This window comes from Nonomuraea sp. CA-143628 (assembly GCF_050942315.1).
Taxonomy (GTDB): domain Bacteria; phylum Actinomycetota; class Actinomycetes; order Streptosporangiales; family Streptosporangiaceae; genus Nonomuraea.
In genome coordinates, this window is the sequence record NZ_CP192072.1 from 9,513,961 (window position 1) to 9,538,801 (window position 24,841).

General features: G+C 68.4%; 22 protein-coding genes. 9 read left to right on the top strand and 13 right to left on the bottom strand.

What is annotated here, in order from left to right:
* Positions 1–198: 198 nt before the first annotated feature.
* The gene (locus ACQP2T_RS43235) at positions 199–3,105 is read left to right on the top strand and encodes a helix-turn-helix transcriptional regulator (protein ID WP_433510648.1); all 2,907 of its coding nucleotides are present in this window, start codon (positions 199–201) and stop codon (positions 3,103–3,105) included.
* On the opposite strand, the gene ACQP2T_RS43240 is transcribed toward ACQP2T_RS43235, so the two are convergent.
* The 7 genes from ACQP2T_RS43240 to ACQP2T_RS43270 all read right to left on the bottom strand — a co-directional run bounded on the left by ACQP2T_RS43240 (position 3,098) and on the right by ACQP2T_RS43270 (position 8,456).
* Entirely contained in the window at positions 3,098–3,637 is a 540-nt protein-coding gene (locus ACQP2T_RS43240; RefSeq protein ID WP_433510649.1) for a DUF1707 SHOCT-like domain-containing protein, read from the bottom strand. The genes ACQP2T_RS43235 and ACQP2T_RS43240 overlap by 8 nt on opposite strands.
* On the bottom strand, positions 3,634–4,437 hold the full coding sequence (locus ACQP2T_RS43245) for an ABC transporter permease (RefSeq protein ID WP_433510650.1): 804 nt from the start codon (positions 4,435–4,437) through the stop codon (positions 3,634–3,636). Before ACQP2T_RS43245 ends, ACQP2T_RS43240 begins: the two co-directional genes overlap by 4 nt.
* Positions 4,434–5,402, bottom strand: a complete 969-nt coding sequence (locus tag ACQP2T_RS43250; RefSeq protein WP_433510651.1) for an ATP-binding cassette domain-containing protein — start codon at positions 5,400–5,402, stop codon at positions 4,434–4,436. The genes ACQP2T_RS43245 and ACQP2T_RS43250 overlap by 4 nt, the downstream gene beginning before the upstream one ends.
* Before the next feature lie 48 nt (positions 5,403–5,450).
* Complete coding sequence (locus ACQP2T_RS43255; RefSeq protein ID WP_433510652.1) at positions 5,451–6,356, bottom strand: DUF4097 family beta strand repeat-containing protein; 906 nt, start codon at positions 6,354–6,356, stop codon at positions 5,451–5,453.
* A gap of 88 nt (positions 6,357–6,444) precedes the next feature.
* Positions 6,445–6,951 (bottom strand): hypothetical protein, encoded by a 507-nt coding sequence (locus tag ACQP2T_RS43260; RefSeq protein ID WP_433510653.1) that lies wholly within the window; start codon positions 6,949–6,951, stop codon positions 6,445–6,447.
* 157 nt (positions 6,952–7,108) lie between these two features.
* Entirely contained in the window at positions 7,109–8,308 is a 1,200-nt protein-coding gene (locus ACQP2T_RS43265; protein ID WP_433510654.1) for a DUF1266 domain-containing protein, read from the bottom strand.
* Between the two features lie 4 nt (positions 8,309–8,312).
* The gene (locus ACQP2T_RS43270; RefSeq protein WP_433510655.1) at positions 8,313–8,456 is read right to left on the bottom strand and encodes a hypothetical protein; all 144 of its coding nucleotides are present in this window, start codon (positions 8,454–8,456) and stop codon (positions 8,313–8,315) included.
* Between the two features lie 41 nt (positions 8,457–8,497).
* On the opposite strand from ACQP2T_RS43270, the gene ACQP2T_RS43275 reads away from it, so the two are divergent.
* Entirely contained in the window at positions 8,498–9,559 is a 1,062-nt protein-coding gene (locus ACQP2T_RS43275) for a trypsin-like serine peptidase (protein WP_433510656.1), read from the top strand.
* Positions 9,560–9,674: 115 nt separating this feature from the next.
* On the opposite strand, the gene ACQP2T_RS43280 is transcribed toward ACQP2T_RS43275, so the two are convergent.
* The 5 genes from ACQP2T_RS43280 to ACQP2T_RS43300 form a co-directional block, all read right to left on the bottom strand.
* Entirely contained in the window at positions 9,675–10,391 is a 717-nt protein-coding gene (locus ACQP2T_RS43280; RefSeq protein WP_433510657.1) for a class I SAM-dependent methyltransferase, read from the bottom strand.
* Positions 10,392–10,599: 208 nt separating this feature from the next.
* Positions 10,600–12,234: a GMC oxidoreductase gene (locus tag ACQP2T_RS43285; protein ID WP_433510658.1), complete on the bottom strand. Its 1,635-nt coding sequence runs from the start codon at positions 12,232–12,234 to the stop codon at positions 10,600–10,602.
* 96 nt (positions 12,235–12,330) lie between these two features.
* Positions 12,331–12,837 (bottom strand): carboxymuconolactone decarboxylase family protein, encoded by a 507-nt coding sequence (locus tag ACQP2T_RS43290; RefSeq protein WP_433510659.1) that lies wholly within the window; start codon positions 12,835–12,837, stop codon positions 12,331–12,333.
* Complete coding sequence (locus ACQP2T_RS43295; RefSeq protein ID WP_433510660.1) at positions 12,834–13,913, bottom strand: NAD(P)H-dependent amine dehydrogenase family protein; 1,080 nt, start codon at positions 13,911–13,913, stop codon at positions 12,834–12,836. Before ACQP2T_RS43295 ends, ACQP2T_RS43290 begins: the two co-directional genes overlap by 4 nt.
* A 77-nt stretch (positions 13,914–13,990) precedes the next feature.
* A complete protein-coding gene (locus tag ACQP2T_RS43300; RefSeq protein WP_433510661.1) occupies positions 13,991–14,218 on the bottom strand; it encodes a hypothetical protein in 228 nt (75 codons plus the stop codon).
* Positions 14,219–14,557: 339 nt separating this feature from the next.
* On the opposite strand from ACQP2T_RS43300, the gene ACQP2T_RS43305 reads away from it, so the two are divergent.
* Complete coding sequence (locus ACQP2T_RS43305) at positions 14,558–16,489, top strand: DUF1996 domain-containing protein (RefSeq protein ID WP_433510662.1); 1,932 nt, start codon at positions 14,558–14,560, stop codon at positions 16,487–16,489.
* An 83-nt stretch (positions 16,490–16,572) separates the two neighbouring features.
* On the opposite strand, the gene ACQP2T_RS43310 is transcribed toward ACQP2T_RS43305, so the two are convergent.
* The gene (locus tag ACQP2T_RS43310; RefSeq protein WP_433510663.1) at positions 16,573–18,636 is read right to left on the bottom strand and encodes an endo-1,3-alpha-glucanase family glycosylhydrolase; all 2,064 of its coding nucleotides are present in this window, start codon (positions 18,634–18,636) and stop codon (positions 16,573–16,575) included.
* Between the two features lie 298 nt (positions 18,637–18,934).
* Between ACQP2T_RS43310 and ACQP2T_RS43315 the strand changes: the two genes are divergently transcribed.
* Genes ACQP2T_RS43315 through ACQP2T_RS43340 form a run of 6 tightly spaced genes read left to right on the top strand, consistent with a single transcriptional unit; the run spans position 18,935 to position 24,803 of the window.
* Positions 18,935–21,646 (top strand): tetratricopeptide repeat protein, encoded by a 2,712-nt coding sequence (locus ACQP2T_RS43315; protein ID WP_433510664.1) that lies wholly within the window; start codon positions 18,935–18,937, stop codon positions 21,644–21,646.
* Between the two features lies 1 nt (position 21,647).
* Positions 21,648–21,899: an SWIM zinc finger family protein gene (locus ACQP2T_RS43320; RefSeq protein ID WP_358544357.1), complete on the top strand. Its 252-nt coding sequence runs from the start codon at positions 21,648–21,650 to the stop codon at positions 21,897–21,899.
* A gap of 4 nt (positions 21,900–21,903) precedes the next feature.
* Entirely contained in the window at positions 21,904–22,518 is a 615-nt protein-coding gene (locus ACQP2T_RS43325) for a hypothetical protein (RefSeq protein WP_433510665.1), read from the top strand.
* Between the two features lie 14 nt (positions 22,519–22,532).
* Entirely contained in the window at positions 22,533–23,420 is an 888-nt protein-coding gene (locus ACQP2T_RS43330) for a carbohydrate kinase family protein (protein WP_433510666.1), read from the top strand.
* Positions 23,417–24,208 (top strand): caspase family protein, encoded by a 792-nt coding sequence (locus tag ACQP2T_RS43335; protein WP_433510667.1) that lies wholly within the window; start codon positions 23,417–23,419, stop codon positions 24,206–24,208. Before ACQP2T_RS43330 ends, ACQP2T_RS43335 begins: the two co-directional genes overlap by 4 nt.
* Complete coding sequence (locus tag ACQP2T_RS43340) at positions 24,201–24,803, top strand: nucleoside-triphosphatase (protein ID WP_433510668.1); 603 nt, start codon at positions 24,201–24,203, stop codon at positions 24,801–24,803. The genes ACQP2T_RS43335 and ACQP2T_RS43340 overlap by 8 nt, the downstream gene beginning before the upstream one ends.
* Positions 24,804–24,841 lie beyond the last annotated feature (38 nt).

Here is a 24,841-nt window from a genome sequence, read left to right on the forward strand (position 1 = left end):
GTGCGTCCAGGAGATGTGGACAGATCCATCGTCGCCCCTCAGTGCATCGCCGCGGATCACGCGGACGATCGCCGAGGCTATTGAGAGCCGGCCGGAGGGAGCATCCGTACCGTATACGGATTTTTGGCCGCCACTTACCGCGGGTTTAAGATCCGGTAGCCTGCTCATGCTGATACCAGCAGGTAGGGGGTTCGCCACATGCCCTTGGGACCGGCCCGCATCGCCCCCTCGGGCTCCCTGTCCGACGTGCTCGTCGGCCGCCAGGCGGAGCTCGGGCTCCTGCGCACGGTCATCACCGCTCCGCCCTCTCTCGCCCTGATCGAAGGCGAGGCGGGCATCGGCAAGAGCCGGCTGGTGAGTGAGCTGCTGGCCACGCCCGGCCTGGCCGGGACCCGCCGGCTCGTGGGCCAGTGCGAGCAGCTTCAGGAGCCCCTGCCGCTGTCTCCCCTGCTCGACGCCTTCCGCCTGGCCGGGGCCGAGCTCGCCCGGTCCCGCCCGGTCAACCCCGTCGCAGGAGCGCTCGCGCCGCTGCTCCCCGAGATCGCCGAGCATCTGCCACCACCCCTGCCGCCGCTGCCCGACCAGCGGGCGGAGCGGCACCGGGTGTTCCGGGCGGCCGTGGCCCTGCTCGACCATCTGAGCCCGCTGGTGCTGGTCCTGGAGGACGTGCACTGGGCCGACAGCGGCACCCACGACTTCCTGGCCTTCCTCGCCGCCCACCAGCCGAGGCACCTGTCGGTGATCCTCACCGTCCGTACGGAAGCGGGGTTGCTCCCGATCCGGGAGGCCTTCGCCCGCGCGCCGTCGGGGCCGGCGCGGTCGGTCAGCCTCACCCCGCTGAGCAGGTCCGAGGTGGCGGAGCTCGCGCGGAGCATCTTGAAGACCGAGCTTCCCCCCACGTTCGCCGCCCCCTTGTACGAGAAGACGGGCGGCATCCCGTTCGTGGTGGAGGAGGTGCTCCGTACGCTCCTGGAGCGCCTGCCCGCGAGCGAGATCCCGGGCCGGTCGGACGTCCTGGCCGAGCTCGCCGTTCCGACGGTGTTACGGGACGTGGTGCTGCGGCGGCTGTCCTCGCTCGACGACGCGGCGCAGGAGATCCTCGGCGCCGCCGCCGTCATCGGCATGACGCCCGACGACCGGGTGCTCGCGGAGGTCACGGAGCGCGGCGCGGCGCAGATCGCCCGTGCTCTCGGGCAGGCGCAGGCGGTCGGTCTCCTGCACGAGGAGGACGGCCGGTGCCGGTTCCGGCACGCCCTGGCGCGGCAGATCGTGTACGAGTCCGTGCCGGTGTCCGGCCGGCGGTGGCTGCATCTCAGGACCGCGCGGGCCCTGGAGTCGGTGCCCGGTCCCCGGCCGGTGGCCAGGCTCGCCCACCATTTCCGGCTCGCGGGCCGGACGACGGAATTCGTCGGCAACGCCGAGGCCGCCGCCGACACCGCCTTGTCCCACGGCAACGACGCCACGGCGGCGCGGTTCCTGCTCCAGGCGCTGGCGATCGGCGAGCTACCCCGTGAGCAACGCGTGCGGCTGGCCGTCAAGCTCGGCCGGGTGGCGGTCGACGGTCTGGCGCACGCCCAGGCCGTACCGATACTCGAACGCCTGCTGGCCACCGAACCGCTCCCCGCGCCGCTACGTGGCGAGCTGCGCTTCGCCCTCGGCCGCCTGCTGCGTCAGCAAGGTGAGGCGCGGGCGGGCTACCTGCAGATCGAGGGCGCGATCGACGACCTCGCGGAGCGGCCCGCGCTCCTCGGCCGCGCGCTCGCCGTGCTCGCCGTGCCGGAGACCGTGGTGAACCGGCACGTCAGCGAGCACACCGCGCGCTGCGAGCAGGCCGAGGAGGCCTCACGGCGCAGCGGCGACCGTGACGTCGACATCGCGGTACGCATCGCGCGGGCCTCGCTTCTGCTGGAACAGGGCGACCCGGGAAGCTGGCGGCTGATCGACGACCTGCTGCGCGACGACGGTCTGCGGTCCGCGCCCAGAGAGCACGCCCGCGCCTGCCTCAACTGGGCGCAGGGCGCCCTGCACATCGGCCGGCTCGAACGCGCGCAGCGCCTGCTGGCCGAGGGCCACCAGGCAGCCGACCAGGCCGAATATCTCCGGGTGGCGGACGTAGTCGAGCTGGTGACGGCGGCCGTCGACCGGGCCGCCGGACGGTGGGAGGGTCTGGAACACCGCCTGCGGCCACTGGAGGGCGCGGCGGCCACGTTCGCCGCCGGGTCCTTGGACTCGCGGCTGATGCGTAGCGCGCTGCTGGCGGCGACGGGTCCGGCGGAGGAGGCCGTGACGGGCTTGGGCGAGGTGATCGCGATCGCCGAGCGGGTCGGCGCCGTCTGGCCGCTCATCTCCGCCCGCATGACGCTGTCCCGGCTCCTGCTGACCCTCGACGACGCCGTGGGCGCCGTCGAGCAGGCCACCGCCGGGCTCGACCAGGTGCGGGCCAAGGGGAACTGGGTGTGGGGCGCCGAGACCGTACTGTGCCTCGTGGACGCCCTGGACACCCTCGGCGAGGCCGGCGAGGCCGCCGCGCTGGTCGACGAGCTGAGCGCGGCGATCGACGGCGCCGACGCGCCGATCGCGCAGGCCGCCGCGCTGAGCGCCCGGGCCGTCATCGCCCGCTCCCGGGCGGATCAGCCGACGGCCGAGCGGCTGATCGACGCGGCGCGCACCACGCTGCGGGACGCCGGGCTGCGCTACGAGGAGGCCCTGGCCGGCGAGCGCCTGGGCAGGTGGCGCTGCGAACGTCGCGCGGCCGACGGTGGCGACCTGCTCGAAAGCGCGCTGCGCCGGTACGGGGCGATGGGCGCGGACCGGGACATCGCCCGGATCTGCCGGATCATGCGGCAGAACGGGGTGCCCATCCCTTATCCGTGGCGCGGCGGGCGGCCCTCTCATGGGCAGACGCTGTCGTCACGGGAGCGGGAGGTGGCGCTGCTGGCGGCGGCGGGGAAGACCAACCAGGAGATCGCGACCGAGCTGTTCCTGTCCAGGCGGACCGTGGAGAGCCACGTCTCCAGCTCGCTGCGCAAACTCGGCCTGCTGTCGCGCAAGGAGCTCCGGGGACTCACGGCGTTGCCGGCCGGCCCGTCAGACGCGCCTATCTGACCAGGCCGCGCGGGTGGCGGACCCGCAGATGACCGTACGAGAACTCCCCGGCGATCTTTACGTGCAGCCGTCCGGGACGCGGACGACCAGGCGCCTTGCAGATCACCCGCCCCCACTCGGTCCGCGCCTGGTCGACGTTCGCCGTCGCGCCGACGGGCAGGATGATCAACGCGGAGCCGTACGCGAGCCGGAGCTCGATCCCGATCTCGGGATGCTCGATGACGGCGCCCGACAGGTCGAGGTGCACACCGCCGTACTCGGACTCGACCCGCAGCACGCGCGGGACCTGCCAGTCGCCCGTCCGTCTGACGCGCCCGCCGGTGGACCTCAGCAGGACCACCTCCTCCTCGGGAGGGTCGGGCAGGTCGGCGACCGCCCGCGCCAGATCGCCCTGGGTCGTGGCGGTGAGAGCCCGTTCGACCCGCTCCTCCATCTCGGCGAAACCGAGGCGGCCGTCGGCGTACGCCTGCTGGACGCGCTGGACGATCCGGTCACGCTCGAAGTCGTCGTACCGTCCCGCGGGGAGGTTCATTGGGAGACCGCCCTCTTGTACAGACGCGTGGCCAGCGGGACGAACACCACCAGGATCAGCACGCACCAGCCCACCGACACCGCCACCGCGTGCTGGAGCGGCCACGCGTCCGGCACCGGCCTGAGGGCGGTGGTGTTGCCGAACAGTTCGCGCGCCGCCTGGACGAAGGTGGAGACCGGGTTCCATTCGGCGACGGGCTTGAGCGGGCCGGGCAACCGGGAGCTGTCGACGAAGGCGTTGGACAGGAAGACCAGCGGGAACGACACGAGGGTGGCGATGTTGTTGAACACCTCCGGCGTGCGCAGGGCCAGCGCGATCGTCGCCGTCACCCACGAGAAGGCGTAGGCGAAGAACAGCAGCAGCAGGAACCCCGCGAGAGCCTCGAGCGGCGAGGAGTGGACGCGCCAGCCGACCAGGAGTCCCACCAGCGCCATCGTGGCGATGCTCGTGATGTTCATGAGCATGTCGCAGAGCGTCTGCCCGACCAGCACCGCCGACGGCGCCATCGGCAGCGTGCGGAACCGGTCGAAGATGCCCTTCTGCAGGTCCTGGGTGAGCGTGTAGCCGGTGATCTGCGCGCTGGTGACGATCGTCTGGACGAAGATCCCCGGGAGCAGATACTCCGTGTACGAGATGCCGGGCAGGTCGATCATGCTGCCGAACACGTACACGAACAGCAGCACGAACACGACCGGGAAGATGATCACGCCGCCGAGCAGGTCGGGGGCCCGCCTGATCTTGAGCGCGTTGCGCTTGCTGATCGTCATGCCGTCGGCGAACGCCATCTGAAGGGGGCTCATCGGACCGTCTCCTTGGTGTCGTCGATGGCGGCCTGGTGGCCGGTGAGGCTGAGGAAGACCTCGTCCAGGGTCGGCCGCCGCAGCCCGGCGTCGCGTACGGTGACGCGCTCGGCGGCCAGGTGACCCAGGGCGGTGGTGAGCGAGGCGGCGCCGCCCGCCACGGGGATGGTGACGCTCAGGGAGGTGGGGTCGGTCCGGACCTCGGCGACGGCCAGCGGCGCCAGGACCCGGCGCACGGTCTCCAGATCGGCGGCGTCGCTCACCGTCAGCTCGATCCGGTCGCCGCCGACCTGGTCCTTCAGCTGGTCGGCGGTGCCGAGCGCGATCACCCGCCCGTGGTCGACCACCGCGATCCGGTCGGCGAGCCGGTCGGCCTCCTCCAGGTATTGGGTGGTGAGCAGTACGGTCGTGCCGCCCGCGACCAGCTCGGAGATGACCTCCCACAGGCCCACCCTGGCGCGGGGGTCCAGGCCGGTCGTGGGCTCGTCCAGGAACAGCACCGGCGGATCGGCCACCAGCGCGCCGGCCAGGTCGAGCCGGCGTCGCATGCCGCCGGAGTAGCCCTGCACCGGTCGGTCGCCCGCGTCGGTCAGGTCGAAGCGCTCCAGCAGCTCGCGGGCGCGCTGCCTGCTGCGCTTGGTGCCCAGGTGGTAGAGACGGCCGACCATCTCCAGGTTCTCGGCGCCGGTGAGGTGCTCATCGACCGCCGCGTACTGGCCCGACGCCCCGATGTGGGAGCGCAGGCGCTGGGCGTCGGCGACGACGTCGAGACCGGCGACGGTGGCGTGTCCGGCGTCCGGCCGCAGCAGGGTGGTCAGGATCCGCACGGTCGTCGTCTTGCCGGCGCCGTTGGGGCCGAGTAATCCGAAGACCGTGCCTTCGGGGACCGACAGGTCGATGCCGTCCAGGGCGGTGATGGTGCCGTATTTCTTGACCAGACCCTCGGCCACGATCGCGGGGGGCATGAGATCTCTCCTTGTTTTCGGTGTTTTTCGTTTTCGGCGTTTTCCGCGTTATGAACGGCGGATCACGATGTCGCCGTAGGCGGTGTGCGCACGCACCTCGACGGTCTTGTCGGCCTGTGCCGGGCCGTCGCAGGCGTCCAGGTCGACGTCGACGGTGCCGTACTGGGAGCTCACATCCAGCCAGGCGGCGCTGCCCTCCCGGATGCCGAGTTCGAGCCGGCCGCCGGCGGTCTCCAGGACGACCGCCCCGGACACCACCTCGCCGATCCGGACATTGCCGTAGGCGGTCTTGGCGGCGACGCCGGCCAGGGCGTGGTCGACGATGATGTCGCCGTAGGCGGTGTTCAGCCGCAACTCGCCGGTTACCGCGCCGAGGACGAGGTCGCCGTTGGAGGTCTTGACCACCGCCGTGCCGTCGATCTCGCCGACCCGGATGGTGCCGTTGGCGCTGGAGATGTCGGCGTGCCCGGCCGACCGGGTCACCGAGATGTCGCCGGAGCCGGTCTTCAGCTGCAGCCGGCCCGCCCGCTCCAGCCGGATGTCGCCGTAGGAGGCGGTGAACTTCACGTCGCCGAGTCGGCCTCTGCAGCGGAAGTCCGCCGTCCCGTTCGCGTCGACGCGCGAGCCGGCCGGCAGGTCGATCGTCACGTCGACCGAACCGTCCCATCCGAGCAGCGAACGGGCCCAGTTCTTGGGCGACTCGACCAGCATGTCGATCGAGCCGCTCCACCCGGACAGCGACGCGGCCCGGGGCTTGCCCACTTTCACCAGGAGCCTGCCACCGGCGTACTCGATCTGGGCCTGCTCGGCGGCCTGCCGGTCGGCGTCGTTGGACGCGTCCCTCGGGCGTACGTCGACGACGGTGTCGGTGCGATCGCTCGCGTTGATCCGGACGTTGGCGGTCGCCAGATCGATGATGGCCACGATGGGCTCGGGGGTGTCGAAGGTTGGCATGGCGTTTCCCTCATGGATTCAGCGGCATGGATTCGGCGGCTGGATTCGGCGGTGTTCCGCTTACCGGAACGCGTGGTCGTGAGCCCGGCTAGCGCACCCAGCCGGTGTGGCTCCGAACGGTCTGGGCGCCCCGGTGCCGGCTCCCGTCGCGTTCGAGCGCGGCGGAGACCGCGCGGACCAGCCAGGTGTTGACCGAGAGCCCGTCTCCGGCGGCCGCCTCCTCGATGCGCGGCTTGAGCTGGTCGGGGACGCGGAGCGAGATCCGCGAGGTCCCGCCCTCGTCCGCTCTGGCGCCCAGGTCGACCACCCTGGACGACGCGGTCTCGCCCACGTCCCCGGACGGCTGGCCGACGGGCGGTGGCGTCACGATGAAGCCGGGCTCGCGGCCACGCAGGCGCACCTCCACCGAGCCCGGCGCGAGATCACGGGTGATCTCGTCCGCGGCGGCGGAGAGCGCCTCCAGCAGGGCGAGCCGGGTGGCCGGCTCGAGCGCCGCGGCGAGACGCTCGGCGATCGCGCGGGCGTCGTCGTCGCCCGCTCGGGCGGTGGCCGCGAGTTCGCGGCGGAGGTGATCTACGTACGGCGCGAGGTCCATGACGCAACTATGACGTCATGATGACGTCATGGCAAGTGCCTTGCGCCAGCTACTGTGATGTCATGAAGACGTCACAACGCCGAGCGCCGACCGGACGGGCTCTGCGGCCGTCCGCTCGGCGCTCGGTGACCAGCGGCTTCGGGGTGTCAGGGCGCCTTCATCGCTTGAAGGGGATATTGAGCCAAGGACTGTTCGGGTCGGTCGTCAGGATTCGGTGGGCGTTGAGCATCTCCCCGTACCAGTCGCCGAACTCCTCCTCGTCGAAGTGGAGGCAGCGGCCCAGGATGTAGGCGGCGGAGAACTCCACCCAGGAGCGGTAGTTGAGCCGGCTGACCGCGCCCGCGCGCAGGACCGCCGTTTCGGCCTCCACCAGGTCGCAGTAGCGGGCACCGAGTCCCCAGCGGGCCATCTTCGACGCCCGCCCGTAGTCCCACGCCTCAACGGTGCGTACGAACCCGCCCTCGGGAAGCAGCCCGTCCGCACGGAATCGCGCCTCGTAGCGGATGATTCGTCCGATGAGCCGCTGCGCTCCGGCGACCTCGGCCTCCGCCTCGGAATCAGAGGTGGTCGCGTCCTCCGCGGCGTGGTGCCGTATGACCCGTGACGTCACCTGGCGCCAGTGATCCACCTCGACCGCGCCGCCGAAGTCGCGGGCGAGCGTACTGCGGATCCGCAGCACGAATCCCCAGACCGAGCTGCTCATCCGGCCCTTGAGCAGCTCCTCCTGGGCCTGCTGCCACCCTTCCCGGCTGGTGATCTCCCACCACTCCTCCAGGCGTCTCCGCTCACGGACATAGCCGGTGCCGTGCCAGCCCATCGCGTTCCAGAGCGAGGCGTTGTTCACGCAGAGCAGCGCCCCGCAGGCCAGGCCGTGGGCGACGTCGCCGTGCAGCGGGCCCCCGACCCACAGCGTGCGCAGTTGGTTGCGGCGGGTGCTGGAGATCCGGTCGGCATGCCAGCGCCACGTCTGCCGATGGGCGGCCGTCGCGGGGAAGAACGCCTCGCACGGGGTGCCGGGATTGATGGCCAGCCACTCGTCGTCCTGGGGCCAGTCCTGGGCCAGCTGGGCCAGGTCGACCTCGAAGAAGACCGGGTCGGGCGCGGGCGCCGGAAGCATCCCTTCGGTGACGAACGCGAGACTCAGAGGGCTTCCCTGCCGAGGGCCCCAGTACGCGGCGTTGTAGTGAAGCCAGCCCGGCTTGGCGTCGGCCTGGGCGCGTGACATCGCGTGATACAGGTCTGTACCGGCGAGGACGTCGAAGTACGCGGCCCAGTCGCCGCGCGTCTTGGCCGCGTACAGGTCACGTTCGACGTCGGTGGGCGCCGGCCATACGGCCTCGGGGGCGGCGGGATTCATGGCATCACATTGTGAAGCACGGCGTCAGGAGGCCTTGATCCGGCTCCTCCGCGGCATGCCCGAAATAACCCGCAGTATCGCCGCCCAATCGCTCGGTAATGCTGCCATACCCGAATACGCATGACTTGAGGAAGATGGCGGCTGCCATACGTACCTCCTGACGGCAGATTCCGGTTTCGGGAGGTATGTATGCACCGCAGAGTCGCCCTGCTCTCCGCCGTCGCGCTCACCGTGGCAGGCGCCCTGGTCCCAGCGGGCGCCGCCCAGGCCAGGAGCGGGACCGGCCTCGACCCCAGGCCCGTCAGATGGTCCGCCACGGACTCCTCGGCGGAACGCAGGAACGTCCTGCAGTACTGGACGCAGCAGCGCACACTGGCGGCGCAGCCGCTGGATACGCCCACGCCGCGACGTGGTAATCGGTCGAGCGGGCCCACCCAGGGAACCCCGTGGGCGACCCGCGGCGCCTCGGCCACCATCACCCAGCGCCCGTGGACCAGCGGCGGCGCGACGCGCGTCCAGACCGCCTCGGCCTCCACCGCCCAGCAGGGGGCCCGGGTGCCCAACAGCCCCGGCCTCCGGTGGACGGACGGCGGCGCCGTCGTACGTACCACCGGTCGCGTCTTCTTCACCACCGCCGAAGGCGGCAACGCCTCCTGCTCCGGTACGGCGGTGACCAGCGCCAACGAGAGCGTCGTGATGACCGCCGGGCACTGCGTGAAGATCGACGGTGCGGCCCACCGCAACTGGGTGTTCATCCCGGGCTTCGACAACGGGCGGCGGCCGTTCGGCACCTGGGTGGCCAGCAGGATGCTGACCACGCAGCAGTGGAACGCCAACGAGGACATCAACTTCGACATCGCGGCGGTCGTGGTCGCGCCGCTGCAGGGACGGACGTTGACCGACGTCGTGGGCGGGCAGGGGGTGGCGTTCAACCAGCCGAGGCAGCGGCAGATGTTCTCCTTCGGCTACCCGGCGGCGGCGCCGTTCGACGGCTCCAGGCTCATCTACTGCAGTGGGCGCGCGTTCAACGACACCGTTCAGACCCGGGATCAGGGGCTGCGCTGCAACATGACCGGCGGGGCGAGCGGCGGCCCGTGGTTCCAGGGGTTCAACGAGTCCACCGGGCTCGGCTGGCTGAACTCCGTCAACAGCTTCAAGTACGACTTCGCCCCGGACTTCATGTTCGGCCCCTTCTTCGGGAACGAGGCGATGGCCGTCTACCAGGCCGCGCAGAACACCAACGCGACCTGACGCCTCCGGAACCGGAACCCCGCCGTCGCCCGTACATCACCTGATGACGGGACGGCGGGGTCGGCATGGGGTCCGGGTCTGTGCGCAGGCTGCGTCGTCGAGGTCGGGGAAACCCTCAGGAATCGCGCGCCCGGCGGCGGGCCCAGACGAGTGATCCCCTCTTGGTCACCCGCAGCGGGGTGGCCACGCGGAGCGAAGCGTCGCGTGCCGCCGACTCCGACAGGCCGCGGCCCCTCAGGTAGAGGGCGACGGCCGCCCGGTCGGGCAGGCTCACCCCCGGTTCGTCCCAGGACGTCACCCCCACCACGTCCAGAACCTCGCCGACGACGGCGGGCGCCACCTCAGCGTCGAAGCTCAACGGCCGCCCCCAGTTCGGCAGGACCGACGACAGCTCGGGGTCGTTGCACCGGCTGGGCGCCGAGACCGCCAGCAACCCTCCAGGTCGCAGCACCCGGCGGACCTCGGTCAGCACCCGCGCCGGGTCGGCGAAGTGGTAGAGCATCCACAGCGCGGCCGCACCGCCGAAGACGCCGTCAGCGAACGGCAGCGCCAGCGCGTCGGCTCGCACCGCGGGCCGAGGCGCCTGTACGACGTACGCCGCGGCGTCGAGCACGACCGCGGGCACACCGGCATCGGCCAGCAGCCGCCCCAGCACCCCGTTGCCGCCGCCGACGTCCAGCACCGGACGGGCCCGCTCTTCCGCCAGCCGGGCGGCCACCAGGGGATGGATGTCGCCCGCCGAGAACCGGGACGTCGCCCGCTGGTTCGCCGCGAAACGGCCCGGATCGTCGTCGTAGTCAGCGGGCAGCGCCTCACCGCGCGATGCGCTCATCCCGCCACGATGCCCACCGAACCGAGCACGCCGCCACCCGTTTTACCGGCGCCACCAGACGCGTCGGCCGCTTTACCCGCTGCCACCCGACGCGTCGGCCGCTTTACCGGTGCCACCAGACGCGCAGGGAATGGGGCCGCGGCGGGCAGGCCGCAGCCCCTCCTGGAGCAACCGATCGACCGACCGCTCACTCGCTCACACTCACTCGCTACAAATCAGTGGCGATGATCTTTTCGATGTTCCGTTCCGCGAGCGCGGTGATGGTGACGAACGGGTTGACGCTGGTGTTGCCGGGGATCAACGAGCCGTCGATGACGTACAGGCCCGGATACCCGGCCAGTCGTCCGTAGTTGTCGGTAGCTTTGTTCAGGACCGCGCCCCCGAGCGGGTGGTACGTGAGGTGGTCGCCCCACACCTTGTAGACGCCGAAGAGGTCGGTCCGATAGATCGTCCCCTCCTTGTCGTTGATCTTGTCGAAGATCGACTTCGCCATGTCGATGGCCGGCTGCTTCCAGGCGGTCTGCCAGTTCAGATCGACCTGACCGGTCGTGGCGTTATAGGAGAAGCGGGCGCGGTTCGGGTTCTTGGTGATCGACAGGTAGAACGAGGCGAAGGTCTCGATACCGGTGGGCAGCGGCGCGACCTCGGCGAACGCGCCACCGGCCGCCCAGTTGTCGATGCCGGCGCAGGGGATGGTCGACTGGGAGGCGCCGGTCGGGTCCCACAGGTGGTTGGCGCGGCCGCACATGACGTTGCCGTTGTCGCCCCAGCCGTTGCCGACCTCGCTGTTGAGGTTGGGCAGCGCGCCGGTGGCCTTCAGCTTGACCAGCAGTTTGCTGGTGCCGACGCTGCCGGCGGCGAAGAACACCCGGTCCGCGGTCACGGTCTTGGTGGCCGTGGTGTCACCGGTGGTGTTGATCTGCTGGATGACGACCGTGTAGCCGCCACCGGCCGCCGGGGCGACAGAGGTGACCTTGTGCAGCGGCGAGATGGTGACCCGGCCGGTGGCCTTGGCCTGGGCGAGGTAGGTCTTCTGGAGTGACTTCTTGCCGTAGTTGTTGCCGTAGAGGATCTCGCCGGCCAGGGCGGACTTGGTGGCGGTTCCGGCTGCCTCCTGCTCCATGTAGTTCCAGTCGTACACGTCGGGTACGAAGACGAACGGGAAGCCGGACCGCTGGGCGTGCTTACGACCGACGCGGGCGAACTGGTACCAGTCGGTGGAGTCGAACCAGGCGGAACGGATCGTGCCTACGCCGAGACCGGCGTTGGCCCGCGGGTAGTAGGTGTTGTACATCTCGTCGGCGTTGACCGACGGGAGGATGGCGGCGAAGTTCTCCCGCTTGGGGGTGACCGCCATGCCGCCGTTGACCAGCGAGCCGCCGCCGACGCCGCGACCCTGGTAGACGGTGATGCCGCTGAAGTCCTCGGCGTCCAGGACCCCGGTGTAGCGGGAGATGTCCCGGTCGATCGGGAAGCCGAGGAAGTAGTTGAGTGGCGCCTTGGTCCTGGTACGTAACCAGTAGGAGCGGTTGTCCGGGGCGAGCGTGCTGCAGAAGATCTTGCCGTCTGAGCCGGGGGTGTCCCAGGCCATACCCATCTCGATCATGTGTACGTCCACACCCGCCTGGGCGAGACGCAGTGCCGCCACGGAGCCGCCGTACCCGGTGCCGACCACCAGGGCCTGGACGTGAGCCCCGTTGGCGATCGGACCGGCCGCCGCCCGAGCCGCGGCCTGGGCCGCGGCAGGGTTGGCCGCGAGGGCCAGAGCGCCCACGCTTCCGGCGATGAATCCACGACGCGAGACACCTCTGGAACCGGCCTCGCCCGGGGTGTTGTCACTCATCCGATGTTCCTTACTCTCGACGGGATGAGAACAGGGTTGTTGCTGCAGCTCGCGCCTGGAGAAGCCTGAAGAAGTCTGGTGAAGGCTGGAGAAGATCTAGCGTGTCCGCCGGGTGACGGGTGAACGGCCGCTGGGCAGCCGGCACACCGTGTCGAGGCCCAGTACGTGGTTGAGCCGCCCGAAGGCCAGCCAGGAGCCGATGCTCATGCTCAGCTCGACGATCTCGAGCTGGCTGTAGTGCGCGGTCATCCGGGTCCAGAACTCGTCGTCGAGGCCGTGGTGGTCCAGGGCGTACCGCTCGGCGTACTCGGCGGCGAGCCGGGTGCGGTCGTCGAAGGCGTCGGTGGTGCGCCACTGGGTCACCGCGTCGGCGAACTCCTCCTCGACCTTCTGCCCGTCCCGCTCGGTACGCCAGTCCAGGCAGAAGGCGCACCCGTTGATCTGCGCGATCCGCAGCCGTGCCGCCTCGAACTCGCGGAGCCCGAGGGTCGTGTGGGCGTACACCGACAGGGAGAAGTGCGAGGCGGCGGTCCCGATGCCGGGCACCATCTCACCCCAGACGTACTCGATCGCGTCCTTTCCCTCGGGGATGTCGAGGTTCATGGTTGTTTCCTCCCGAGTTTGCCGATCGCGGGGCGCAGTGGGACGTCGAGCGCGTCGTAGAGCCCGGGTCCGGCCGCCACGAGCCAGTCGATGGCGCTCACCAGCCGGCCGACCGCGGTGGCGTTGCCGCCCGCGGCCCGGTTGCCGCCCTCGTCGGTGGCCTCGATCGTGACCTCGATGCGCGGGCGGCCCTCGATGATCACGCGGTGCGCCGCGTGGCCGTCGGGCGGCGTCGGCCAGTCCGGCGCGCAGGACGGGTGGATGCGGGTGACGTGCTCGATGACGATGCGGGGCTCGCCCTCGACGATGCCCTGCACCTCGAAGCGGACCGCGCCCTGGGTGCCGGCGTCGAACTCGCCCATCGTCTCCGTACGCACCGTGGCGTCGAGCGGGCGCCGGTCGCGGCTCTCGCGGATCTCGTCGAGTTCGACGCCGAGGGCTCTGGCCATCAGCCGTACCTGCCCGCCCCACACCATGGTCGGGACCGTCGGCGCGATCATCGGCGGCTCGTAGTCCATCGGCTGGCCCATGCCGACCAGGTACCGGACCGAGTCGGGCTGGTCGTAGGTGGAGTAGTCGAAGATCTCCTGGCAGCGGATCACGTCCACGGTGCCGCCGAGTCCGCTGATCAGCAGGGGCAGCACGTCGTTGCCCCAGCCCGGGTCGATGCCGGAGACGAACAGCGAGCCGCCGCCGTCGGCGATGGCCGCCAGCACCGGCTCCCGCAGCTCCGGCGGGGCGTTGCGCTGGTCGTAGAGCGCGTACAACGAGGGGGTGACGACCACGGCACCGGCCCGGATCGCCCTGATGATGTCGGCGAGCGCCTCGTCGGGGCGGATGTCGCCGGAGGCCGCGTAGACGACGGCGCGGGGGCCGGCGGCCAGCACCGCCTCGACGTCGTCGGTCGCCGCGACCCCCAGCTCATGGTCGAGCCGGGCGAGCGCGCCCGCGTCGCGGCCGACCTTGCCGGGATCGTGCACGAGTACGGCCGTGAGTGTCAGTGCCGGATGAGCCTCGACGGCACGGATGGCCGCACGGCCGACATTGCCGGTGCCCCAGACGATCGTGGACAGCATGAGCGGAGCGTAGCAAGCGCTTGGTTAGGTGCATAGAGCCATCGCGACACCGACCGCGCCCGACGTCGCCCGGACCCCTACGTAGAAACAAAGATTCCATCCGCCGGAATTCGCATTGCCCGATCCGGCGATAACACGTTGGATTGCGCCATAGCGCTGTTCAATGACCGTCCTGAAGCGATATCCCACTGAACGATTGAAAGGGCAAATACCCAGGCGGGACGCGCCACCGCTATCAGCTCGAAGGAGCGAGCGAATTTGCCGCCGTGTTTCCCAGGACGACGCGTGACGAGGTGGATCGTCATCGCCATTTCTTGCCGCGACTCTCGTACCGCTCACGCCACCTATGGCCCCCAACTGCTGCGATCCTGTCCGCGAACGCCGACGACGACGCGGCCTTCGCCATCAGGCCCGAATCGCCGTTCTGACCTGCGACTTCTCCATCCGGGTGAACCATGCCGCCGATGCTCCCGTATCTGATGAAAAGCGGGCTTTCCCGCCCACGTCATCAATCCGGGAGGAGTTCCCGTATGGCGAATGCCTCGGGGAGCAAGCCATTCAGGCCATGGCTGGGAGTCGTTTCCCTAGTCGGAGGTGTCGCCCTCGTTCTGGCGGGTGGCACGTTATCCGGGCAGTCGCGGAACATGGTGAACCTGTCCGCCAGCGCGGACACGATCACCTGCCCGAACGTCGCCGACAAACTGCCGGACATTCCCGCCCAGGCCCAAGCCGAAGTGGACCGCAACCTCAAACTCCTGCAAACACAGATCAACGAAGCCAACAACCGACTCATCACCTCAGCAGGGGAAGGCGGCCCCAACTTCGTACAGAACGCCATCCTCGGCCCCCTGGCCGACAAGCGAACAGCCACCATCAACCGCATCGCCACAGCCATCGGACGAGTCGCCGACCGCCCCACCGGGCTGGACGGCCTGGCCACCTGCAAACTCGGCAACGGCGGCGGCGCGACCGCCCCCGCCACCCAGGACCCTGACGCCTCAGAGTCCCCCACCTCACCGCCATCCGACAACGCGACCACACCGCCGTCCGACAATGCGACCGCACCCCCCGCCACCGGCGGGAACAAGATCACCTGCCCGGACGTAGCGGGCAAACTTCCCGACATTCCCGCCCAGGCCCAAGCCGAAGTCGACCGCAACCTCAAACTCCTGCAAACACAGATCAACGAAGCCAACAACCGACTCGCCACCTCAGCAGGGGAAGGCGGCCCCAACTTCGTACAGAACGCCATCCTCGGCCCCCTGGCCGACAAGCGAACAGCCACCATCAACCGCATCGCCACAGCCATCGGACGAGTCGCCGACCGCCCCACCGGGCTGGACGGCCTGGCCAAGTGCACGCTCGGTAGCGGCGGCGCCGCGACCTCGAAGCCGAGCGCGAGCGCGAGCACGAAGGCGGCGGGCGGGCCGACGGCCGACGACTTCGTCGACATCCAGTCGGTCGACCCCGTGCAGCAGCAGCAGAGGACCGCTTCCAGCGGCTCCTTCGTCTCCAGGTGCGGCACGCCCCAGGAGGGTCACGCCAACAGCGACAACGTCATCACCGCTCCAGGTGTGGCCAAGGGTGGCCAGCAACTGAACGACTACGTGGGCAATGTGTCCACTGACGCCTTCTCCACGAACGAGAGCCTGGCCGCCTCGGACACCACCTGCCGCATCCGCGCCGACAGGTCGACCTACTTCTGGCCGGTCCTGCGGGTAGGCGGGGCGGACGGCAACGCCGTGCGGCCGTCCCTGGTGCAGTTGCAGTTCCGTGGTAACGCCATGTCGAAGGTCACGGCGGCGCCTCAGTTCCTCAGGCTGATCACCGGCGACGCGCAGGCGGTGAGCGGCGGCAGGCCCAGTGACACGGCCAGTGACGCGCCCAGCGACACCGCCAGTGACGTACCCACTGACCTGCCCACCGATGTGCCCACCGACCTGCCCACTGACGTGCCTACCGACCTGCCCAGCGACACGGCCAGTGAGATGCCGAGCGACATGCCCACTGACACGGCCAGTGCCAAGGCAAGTGACACCGCCAGTGCCAAAGCAAGTGACACCGCCAGTGCCAAAGCAAGTGACACCGCCAGTGCCAAAGCAAGTGACACCGCCAGTGCCAAGGCCAGTGACACCGCCAGTGCCGCACCCAGTGACGCGCCTGGCGACGCGACCAATGCCCGGCCCACGTGGAGCTGCACCGGCTTCGCCAACAGGCTGACCGACAAGTATCCGATCTGCCCGTCCGGCAGCAACCTCATGCGTGTCTTCGACATGCCCAGCTGCTGGGACGGCCAGAACCTCGACAGCGCGGACCACCGTACCCACGTCGTCTTCCCCGACGAGAACGGAGCCTGCCCGGCCGACACCCAGGCGGTGCCGCAGCTGCGCGTCACGCTCGTCTACGACGACGTGCCCAACACCCAGCCCGACGGTACGAACGTCCCCTTCATGGTGGACAGCGCCCCCAGCGAAGGGAACAGCCCGAACACCGACCACGCGGGCGCCATCGAGGTGATGTCGAAGCAGCTCATGAGCAACGTCGTGCGATGCATCAACAGCGGCAGGAGGTGCTGACGACCGGAAGGAAGCGCTGAGAGCCGGAAGGAGGAACGCGCGAAAGGGCCACCCGAGGACTGCCTCGGGTGGCCCTTCGGCGATCAGCGGCCGCTGCTGACCGCGTGGTACTGCAGGTCCTGCACCACGGGGGCGGCCACCACGGTCCAGGGGGAGGTGACAGTGGCCGTCGTCGTCCCGAAACGGACCACGGAGACCTTGTTGGTGCCGTTGGCCAGCGGGTAGAGCTGGGCCTGTACGCCCGCCTTGCCCTGGTAGGTCTTGGCCGTGCCGCCGATGGTGGCGTTCACGGTCGCGGCGCCGGTGAGGAACGACAGGATCTCGACGCTGTCCCTGGGCGTGCTGGTGCCTGAGCGGGGCGCCATCAGCTTCGTCTGACCGCCCGTGGGCTTGGCGGCGGCGAGCTGGGTGCGGTGCGTCAGGTAGATCGTGTCCCGGACGATCGCGGGGGCCGTACCGGTCTTCAGCCAGGTCAGGTAGTACGACGAGATGTCCAGATAGGACGAGTCGTTGTGCGGGGACGGGGTGAACTGGGTGCCTTCGGAGAAGTCGTTCCAGGTGGTGAGCTGGACCCAGTCCGCGCCGTTGCCGATGGAGCCCTCCCACGTGGTGCGGAGGTTCTGGGTGTTCAGGGACTCGTCGTAGATGCTCTGGTTCGGGCGCTCGTCCTGGACGGAGACCGGCTGCATCCAGATCTTGCCGAGGTCGTGCGCCTTCTTGATGTTGCTCGCGATGCCCGACTGCCCGGCCGGGCTGCGGTTGCCCCAGTTGGAGAAGCCGTAGCTGATGGGGGCGAAGGCCGCGGCGTTGGCGGAGAGGTTCAGGAACGTCGGTACGAGGGCGACCTTGATGCCGTACTTGATGTTCATGATGTCGATGACGTCCGCCCACCAGGCCGCGGTCTTGGCCTCGGCCTTGAACGGCGACACGACGACGCGGCCGTCCGCCAGGCGGTAGATCGACTTCGACGTGGCCAGCTCGGCGAGGGAGGCGGCGAGCGTCGCGGCGTCGGCCGACAACGACGTCATGTCGGGCATCGGGACGATCGTGAAGCCGGTGTCGACCGCCTCGGCCGCCTTCACGAGCAGCTTGAGCCGCGTCCAGTTGGCACTGGACAGCGAGAGCATGTCGACGGTGAAGCCGTCGATGCCCGCCGCGGCGGCCGTCTTGACCTCGCTCTCCATGTCCTGGAGCTGGTAGTCGCCGGAGCGCACGGCGCGCGGCTGCGGGCGGTCGCGCAGCAGCCCGCCGTAGGCCGCGTGCTTGCCGCTCTCGCCGGCCGGGTTGAGATAGTTCTTGGTGTAGTAGTCGACGCTGCTCTCCTTGTTGTCCAAGGAGACGGGGTACGGCGTGAAGTAGTGCGCGAACACCTTCTTGGCGGAGGCCCGCAGCCTGGCCTTCGCCGGCAGATCGAACGGCAGCGGTCCGGTGTCCGCGGACGTGCCGGTCGGGGTGGCCGTTGGGGTGACCGTGGGAGTTGGGGTGGCCGTGCGGGTCGCCGTGGCCGTGGGAGTGGGGGTCGCCGTGGCCGTCGTGTACGTCACGACCAGCCGGGGGCCGTCGTTCGTGGCCGTGTGGGACGAGTGCAGGACACCCTGCGCGCCCGCCGAGGACGTGAGCCCGAAGGCATAGGTGCCGTTGCCGGTGTAGGCGGAGGTGACGTCGAGCTTCTTGGTCGCGTCCTTGACCAGACCCTTGGCGGTGGCGATGGCCGGGCCGAAGGCCGGCTTGTTGCTCCAGTTCGCCGTGGCCGTGGCCCAGCTTCCGGTGACCTTGCTCGCGGCGATCGTGGTATCGGTGGTGCGGGCGGCGGTCACCTCCAGCGAGAGCTTGACGTTCCTGGCCCCCGAGGGCACACCGCTCAGGGTGAACGCGACCAGGGCGCGGCGCTCCGAACCTGCCTTGCCGTCACACGTCGCCGCACAGACCGACAGCCAGGTGTAGGTCTCGTGGGTCCGGGTGGGGGCGTCCTGGCTGAGATAGGTGTCCTTGGCCGTCTTCACGGTGATGGGCGACGCGACGGCGACCGTCCCAGCCCTGGCGGTGGCGGAGGTCGCGGCTCCGGCGGCGGTGGCACCCGACATGGCCAGGAGCAGGACGCCGACCGATAAGGCGACACCTCTCCCCAACCTGACCTGCGAAATCATGCTCGTTACCCTCGACTGTCTCTCGGCTGTTCCACGAAGGATGAACTACTTGGACCAAGCGGTCGGAGGTCATCCTGGCAGGCGGGAGCACAAAGAAAGCATAGGCTCAGAAGCGGGCCGAAAAAACCCGCTGATCATTTACCAGTGATGCGCGCAAAGCGGGCACAGCGCAATAAAGCACACATCCTTCGGAGCGCGGTCTCCATCAAAACGTTGCCGGTGTTCTGATCGAAGTTTCCGTCTAGACTAAGCGAGCGGCCGCATAATTTAGGGCTTCCCCTCATGCTGGGAGGCGAGCGTGACAACGCCCGTAACATTGATCGAGGCCCTGGCGGCGAGCACCGCGCCAATACGGCTGCTCCTGGTCACGCCGTCGCCTATCAACGACCCTGGGCGGCTTCACCCGGAAACCGAGCTTGCGCACGTCACCGCCGCCATGGAGGAAGCAGGGGCGGAAGTGGACATCCTCCGCCTAACGCCGCCGACCATCAGCAACCTTAGGCGCGCGCTGGCCACCGACAAGTTCGACATTGTTCACGTGGCCGCTCATAGTGGTGGCGGAATCGAGTTCGAAGACCGTGACGGCACAGCGATCTTGGTGGGCGAAGACGAGTTCGCCGACGCGTTTCCCAACCGTCAGCAGTGTCTGCTCGTCCTGAACGGCTGCTCGACCGAGAGCCTCGCCGACCGGCTCGCGCTGGCCAATCGCAACCTGACCACCATCTCCGTGGCCGGCAGCATCAGCAGGCGTGACGCCCTGCGCGCCATCGAGGAAATCTACGGACTCCTTTTCACCAGGACCCCGCTCAGCCAGGTGGTCAACAGCGCCTCGCAAGCCGTGCTTCGCCGTATTCCCCTGAGAAATACGGCGGATCCCATCCGGGTCCGCGGGCCACGAGAAAGCACGCCCGCATTCGAGGCCATGCCGACCAGCGGACGCCCCAACTATTTCGCCTGCAATCCTCCGGCGAACGTGCCGACGCAGCACCGCGCGGTCGTCGATCGAGCCGACGAACTGCTCGCCCTCTATCACCGGCTCTTCGACGAAGACAGAGGAAGTCCTTACATCGGCCTTGTCGGAATCACCGGAAACGGAAAGACGACCATAGTACAAACAATGGCCAATCGCTACGGTTGGCGTTTTCGTGGCGGCATCGGTTACTTCTCGCTACGGGGCAGCTTCGCGGCATCCGATCTTGCCGAGGTATTGGGCTGGCCGAAAGGGGAAGGCACCATGCGGCCCGAAGAAGTCGCCATGCGACTCTCGCGCGGCCGCTTCCTCCTCATCTTCGATGACATCGATGAGGCGCCCGAATCCGTCCTCGCCGAGGTCATAGCGTTACTGAGCTCCTGGGACACCAGCCTCGGCGGACGTGCCGTGCTCATTTCCTACACCCACCGCGCCGAGCTGCAGAGCATCATCGGTGCGAATTGGATCACCGTGACAGGGCTGCCCCAGGACGCGTCCCGCGAACTCATGGTCGCCTGTCTGGGCGGAACCGAGAGGGCGAGGAGGCTGGTGGGCGCGGATGAGCACGTAGCCGAAGCCTCTCGGCTGTGTTTCGGGCATCCGAAGACCATCGAGTACACAGCTTCTCTTCTGCAACTCGGACAGCGCTGGACGGAGATGCGAGGCGATCTCCTGAGACTGAGCGGTGGTGGGCCACTCGCGGTCAACAGCGAGATGCTCGGCAGAGTGATCACTCTTCTGGAGGAGCGCACTCCCGCGGTGCGCGACCTCCTCGACGCTTGGGCCGTCTTCGAGGACGGAGCCGAAGAATCAGCATGGCGGCATGTGGCGATGGGCGGCCGTGAGCTCACCCCCACCATCAGATCCCGGCTCGACGCGGCGCTCAACGAGCTCCATGGCGCCGCGTTGATCGACCGCCACGACCAGCCGGGAGGCGGCACGCGCTGCGTCATGCATTCGCTCCTTGTCGCCCACCTGCGACGCCGGCACGCGGGGCTGTCCCAAGAGAAGATGAGCGACCTCATAAGATCGCAACTCGCCCAACAGCTGGCATTGGCGAACGAAGGCGACTATCCCGCCGACGAGTCCGGCAACATCCGCAGAGCGCTGCGCGTCGCCGAAGACCTGGGGCTCTGGCAGGACATCCTGAGCTACTGCGAAACGGTGGTGGGCCACCGGGACCTCCCGCTGATCCGCAGAGGGCCCTGGCCCTTGGCGCTCGACCTGCTTGACGCCGCCGTCCGGTCCGCGTCCCGGTCCGGTGATCACATGCGTCAGGCGGCCTTCCTCATCGTCCGTGGGCTGGTGGAATATCGGCTTGCCGCTTTCACGAACGCGGAAGACGCCTACACGCAGGCCGCGTTCCTGGCGAAGGAGGCGGACGCCCGCGGTCTCTGGCTGCGGGCACTTCGCGGGGTAGGCCAGGTGCATTACCGGATGGGCGATTTCGATCAGGCGGAGACCGTCTATCGGGACGCGCGTCGGCTGGCCGACGACGAAGAGGCGATCTCTGACATCGATCACCAAATCGCCAAGATCCTTTATCGCAAGGACCGGCTGGATGAGGCGCGGGAGCTGTTCACTCGCGTATACGAGAACCGGCTCCGCGCCGGTCATGACGGAGCCCTGGCCAAAACCATTCATGAGCGGGCGCGAATAGAACACGCCGCGCGCCGGACCGACTCCGCCCGGACTCTGTACGAGGAGGCGCTGCACTTGGAGCAGTTGGCCGGAGATCCGGTGATGGAGCAGGCGACTCTGTTCCAAATGGCCAAGCTCGCTCTTGAGGCCGGTCAGACCGCAGACGCGGAAAGGCTGTTCACCGAGAGCCGGCAGATCTCCGAGACGCTCGGTGATCAGGTGTGGCTGGTGCACGCCCAGTTCGGCCAAGCGCTCCTCGACTGGGCCAACAGCGCTCGCGAAAGCGCCCGGCACAAAGCGCGGAGCGCTCTGACGGAGAGCCGGGTCCTGCGGATCGGACTCACCACGGAGATCCAGAACTGGCTGGAAACCCATGAAGAAACGGAAAACAATGCCTGATATGACAGCGGCGGTCGCCGCCAAGTGGCAGAAGGCGGAGCGTTACGCCCGGGAGCAGGACAGGTTCTGTCTTGACTCGCTACAGGTCACCATGCGATCCGAACACGATGAGCGGCATATCAGCTTCGAGGCCGGCTCCTGGTCGTGCACGTGCGACTTCTTCGCGGTGCACGCCACCTGCAGCCATGTCATGGCCCTGAACTTGATATTGCGGAAACAGGCCGGTCTACAACTGCCCGACAATCTGGAGTAGCGGCATGCCAAGAGCGATCGTCAGACTCGCCGAGCGCCCGCTGGCGACCAAATTCGGCAGCTGGCGGGAGATCCTCTACTACGACGGGGTCGCGGAGAGCGTCGCCCTGGTCCACGGCGAGGTGAGCGGCCAGGAGGAAGTGCCGTGCCGGGTCCACTCGGCCTGCATTTCCGCCCACGTGTTCAACAGCATCGAATGCGACTGCCGCGAGCAGATGGCCACCTCGCAGGCGACGATCCAGGAGCACGGGAGGGGGGTGGTGATCTGGCTCGATCAGGAGGGGCGAGCCAACGGGCATTTCGCGCTGATGCTGGCCACTCAACTGTCCGCCGAGGAGGGCATCCCGCAAACCGAGGCGTACCGGAGGCTGGGCTACGGCGACGACCAGCGGCACTACGAGCAGGCGACCGCCATTCTGTACGACCTGCGGGTGACGTCCATCCGTCTGCTGACCAACAGTCCGGCCAAAGCCAGTGCCATTGCTGGAGACGGGATAAAGGTAGCGAATCTGCTGCCGGTGGCGGTCGACCTGGCACGCCATCCACAGCTACGTGATTACTACCGGGACAAGATCAATCACGGCCACATCCTCGACATGCCCACGGGAACAGAGCGGTGAACGACCCGCCTCGGGTGCTCGTCATGGGCGACCTGTGTCTGGATACCGTCGTCGAGAACCGCCTGCCGGAAAGCTGGTCCCGCGTCGCCGCCTCTGGCGAACTGTTGGTACGCGGCCCCATCGCCGACCAGGTAGGTGGCACGGCGTACCAATTCGCCAGACGGGCCGTACAGTTCGGGCTCTCCCCTACAGTCGTCGGCTCGGTAGGCGAGGATGCCGCCGGCGAGATCATCGGCGAGGTGCTGGCCGCGGCACCGTTCGAGTGCCGGATTCAGCGCAGTACGACGGCTCCCACGGCTCGTACCCTCGTGGCTTACGACGCGTCCGGCGCACGCCACATGTTCACGTCCTCGGTCAGTGCCAATGACGCTTTGTCGAGCGACTTCGTGCGCGCCGGCGAATCCGGGCCGTGGGATCTCGTCTGGATCTCGGGGCTTTGTCTTCGTTCCCGCTCCGTACCACGGTTCGCGGCGGTCGTCGGGGCTGCCGCCGAGGCCAGGCGGAGTGGCGCCCTCGTGGTGCTCGACGTGGTGCCGCACGACTTCTATCGGCTCTTCGACGCGCTGACCGAGGTCGCGGAGATTCTGGGTGGCCTGGACGGAGTGGTCACCGAAGCCAACACCGCGCGACGCATGCTGGGGCTGGGGCATCAGGGCGAGAAGCAGTCGGTGACGATGCTGTCCGACACCGCCGACGCGCTGCTGAAAGTGACCTCCTTGGCTGTCGTTCGCCTCCGTGACGGCTCGAAGTATCACCAGGTGGCGGCCTCTCGCGCCAAGCTCCACGCTTCTTACTCATATCCCGTCCCCGATGGGGCGGCGCTCCTGGGATATGGCGACTTGCTGGCGGCGGAGGCTCTGCGTGACTATCTCGAACACCGCTCGGCGGGAGGTCGCGAATGACCCGGCTTCATGCGGTGCTCATCGGCGTGAACAAGTATGCCGATATAACGATCCCCGACCTGTCATATGCCCGAGCGGACGCGCTCGCCTTCGCCGAATTGTTCGGGCAGGCGTTATACGCGTCCAGCGTGCAGGTGCATTCACTCGTGGACGATCAGGCGACTCGGTCCGGCATCATCGACCTTGTCGGAGTGCGACTGGCACGGATCGTCGATCCCCGTGACGCGGTGCTGATCTTCTTCGCCGGGCACGGCTCTCCCGAAATTCATCCCGGGCTCGATAAAGTGTCACGCTTCTTGGTCTGCCATGACACCCAGCGGCATGCGCTGCTTTCGAGCGCCATCGAGGTGCATACAGATCTGGCCCGGCTGGCCAGCCGGCTCAATGCGCGCCTCGTGGTCTTCATCCTCGATGCCTGTTTTTCCGGCTACTCCGATGGGCGTGGGATAACCGGTCCCCTGCTGGCGGAGCAGCGCCGAACGCACAGACCACGGATCCGGCTGGAAAACCTGCCGCTCGGCTCAGGAACGATCTTCCTGTCGGCCTGCGCCGACGACGAAGTCGCGCGGGAAGACGGCACTCTCGGACATGGCGTGTTCTCCTACTACCTGCTCGAACAGTTACGCAGTCCGGGGGCGACGAACGTCATCGGTCTGGCCAGTCTGTACGACCTGGTCTTCCATCAAGTGCGTGACTACAGCAATGGCCGCCAGAATCCGGTCCTCTGGGGCGACCTCAAGGGCGCCGGCCTGCCGCGGCTACTCATTCCGGGGAGTGATCATGGGTAGGGCACTGCTCTTTACTGGCGTCAAAAAGGTCGGCAAGACGACGGCCTTGAGAAACGTCGTGACCAGACTGGCCCCCAAGAGCGTCGAGGGTTTTTACGCCACCGAGCGGCGAACAGACGGCAAGCGGGTGGGCTTCGAGATCGAGATGCTGGACGGCCGGTCAGGCCGGCTCGCGTCCATTGATTCGGACAGTGATATGCGCGTGGGGCGGCTGCTCAGCCATGGACGTCTCAAATACGGCGTGGACCTCGAATTCCTGGACGGCGTCGCCGTGCCCGCCCTGCGTGCCTCCCTGTCGAGCAATCCAGGGGGAATCGTGCTGGTGGACGAGATCGGGCCCATGCAGTTGTACTCGGCGGCGTTTCGGCAGGTCGTACTCGATATGCTCGAAAGCCCGTGCCTTATCCTAGGCACGGTGATGTCCCCCGCCGAGCCGTGGGTCGATGTCCTGAAGGAACATGAAGCGGTGGAGACATTCCACCTCACGCCGCAGAACAGAGACACCGTGACAGAGATGATGTGCCTCTATCTGGAGAAGCGGGTCCTGACGATGGGGGCTTCGTACGGCATGCCCCCACCACCGTCAGCAGCTTGAGCGGATCGGCATCAGCACGCTCTGACCTGCATATTTTC